Consider the following 2,405-nt stretch of genomic DNA (forward strand, 5'->3'; position numbering starts at 1 on the left):
AAGAGGTGAGTGGAGCAAGGGCAGTGATATAGATATACTGGCAGTTGTTTCGGGAGAGGAAAAAGATGTAATTGCGGCTTTAAATAAAGGTAAAATAGATGTAAGTCCATTGTTGGAAATACGGCCGATAAGCACTACAGTCGATAAATTTATAGAAGGGTTTAGCAAGAAGACTGAGTTTTACGAAGAACTCTGGAAAGATAGAATAGTTTTGTATAATGAATTTCTGTTTTGGCAACTGATTAAAGAAGGAGGCAAATCATATGTCTGAATACGCAGAGAAAACCTTGCGTGAATGTTTCCATCCTAAAGCGGGAAAGCCCAATCTTCGCAGAATACCTGTAAATACCGAAAGAGTTAAACAACACATCAATAAAGCGCATAATAATTTGCGAGCTATGAAGATAATGTCTGATAATGATTTATTTGATTGGGCCATCATTTGCGGCTATTATGCCATGTATCATGCAGTACTAGCATCATTGTTTAGGATAGGCATCCAGGCAAGAGCTCATTATTGCGCGATAGCAGCCTTTAAGAAATTTTATGTTGAGCGCGGCAAGGTAAAGCCAGAATATATCGACTATATTAAAAAGGCAAAACAGCTTGAACAGAAGTATTCAGAAACATTGGAGAAAGCGCAGGAAAACAGAGTTGTTGAACAATATGGCGTTGAGACTGTTACTAATGATGATGCAGAATGGATCATAGAGGATGCCGAGGATTTTGTTCTCAAAATAGAAGAAGTGATAGCTGAATAGATTATTGTTAGCATAATTAGCGAAAATAGCAAAAGGTGCTAACAATGCTAATTATGCTAAAAGGATAAAACCGTTGTTTAAGCAATATTTAAAACAGGTTGAATATTAAGGAATATATATAATGTTTATTGGCTATGCTAGAGTTTCGACACATGATCAGAATCTTGATTTGCAAAAGGATGCGCTTGAAAAAGCCGGATGTAAGAAGATATATGTAGAGCAAATGTCCGGCAGTTCACGTATTAGGCCGGAATTAGAAAAAACACTGGAAATGCTTCGCAGTGGAGATACTTTGGTTGTTTGGCGTTTAGATCGTTTGGGACGTTCTCTAAAACATCTTATCGAACTGATCACAAAATTAGAGCAGAGAGAGATTGGCTTTAAAAGCCTGATGGAATCTATGGATACAACCACTTCCGGAGGAAAATTAGTTTTCCATATTTTTGGAGCCCTTGCTGAGTTTGAACATAATTTAATCAGGGAGAGAACAAGCGCAGGATTAGCTGCTGCCAGGGCAAGAGGGCGTAACGGAGGAAGACCGCTAAAACTTAATGAGAAAAAAAGAGAACTAGCAATTAAACTTTACAACGAAAGAGAACGTTCTATAAAAGAAATATGCCAGATTATGGGTATCTCAAAACCAACACTTTATACTTATATACACAAACATGATAAAGAAAAATCTTAAAGGAATTGGTTATGAAATATAAAGAGATTGGTTTTTTGCTATCACAGGGAGAAAGGTTTAACGTAGAATTCAAGGAATCTTTAGATAAATCTATCGGCAAAGAAATATGTGCATTTGCAAACGGGAATGGCGGCAAAATTTTACTGGGAATTGCTGATGATGGCACAATTAAAGGGGTTTCAATTTCTAATAAGCTGAAATCAGAAATTCAAAATTATGTAAGAAATATTGATCCTCAGCCTATAATTAATATTTCCCCTGTAGAAAATGTTCTTATTGTTGATGTGTCTGAAGGGAAAAATAAACCATATTCTGTTAATGGAAGATTTTATCTTAGAATCGGAACTAATTGCCAGCAGTTGAAAAGAGATGAGATCCGTGATCTTTTTAAAGAAGAGGGGGCAGTTAGATTCGACGAAAGTTTTAATAATAAGTTTGATGTTAAAAATGATTTTAACCATAGTGCCTTTAAGTTTTTCTTAGAGCAAGCAAAGATAAGCCATTTTCTTAAAAGAGAAAATATTCTTAAAAATATGATGCTTATAGAAAAAGGACGCATAAGAAATGCGGGTGTGCTGTTGTTCTGCCGTGACATTAAAAATTTTTTTATACAAGGAACAATAAGTTGTTTTTTATATCGCGGTGATGATAAATATAAAATATTGGACAGGAAAGAATTTAGCGCCGATTTGTACTCCAATTATCAAAATGCTATGACATATTTGCAATCACATTTGAATACAGAATATATTATTAAAGGTGGCCCCAGAAAAGAACGTCTTGAATTGCCTGAGGAAGCGCTTCGGGAAGCAATTTTGAATGCAATAGCACATAGGTTATCCAAAGCTTTGGATAACCTATGTTATCCCAAGAAAAATATTATGCAAAGTTACTGTTAAAACAGTTGATTATCAAAGAACAATTCTCTGTCATTGTTATCGTAACACACATCATTG

General features: G+C 35.1%; 4 protein-coding genes. All 4 read left to right on the forward strand.

What is annotated here, in order from left to right; genetic code table 11:
• Positions 1 to 271 (forward strand): hypothetical protein (locus KKC91_06880; GenBank protein ID MBU0478275.1); only part of this gene is annotated, 271 nt, incomplete at its 5' end.
• Entirely contained in the window at positions 264 to 761 is a 498-nt protein-coding gene (locus KKC91_06885; GenBank protein MBU0478276.1) for a HEPN domain-containing protein, read from the forward strand. The genes KKC91_06880 and KKC91_06885, both read left to right, overlap by 8 nt.
• Before the next feature lie 121 nt (positions 762 to 882).
• A complete protein-coding gene (locus tag KKC91_06890) occupies positions 883 to 1,449 on the forward strand; it encodes a recombinase family protein (GenBank protein ID MBU0478277.1) in 567 nt (188 codons plus the stop codon).
• Positions 1,450 to 1,460: 11 nt separating this feature from the next.
• On the forward strand, positions 1,461 to 2,348 hold the full coding sequence (locus tag KKC91_06895; GenBank protein ID MBU0478278.1) for a putative DNA binding domain-containing protein: 888 nt from the start codon (positions 1,461 to 1,463) through the stop codon (positions 2,346 to 2,348).
• The last annotated feature ends 57 nt before the right edge of the window (positions 2,349 to 2,405 follow it).

The sequence above is a fragment of the bacterium genome (assembly GCA_018812485.1).
GTDB lineage: Bacteria > JAHJDO01 > JAHJDO01 > JAHJDO01 > JAHJDO01 > JAHJDO01.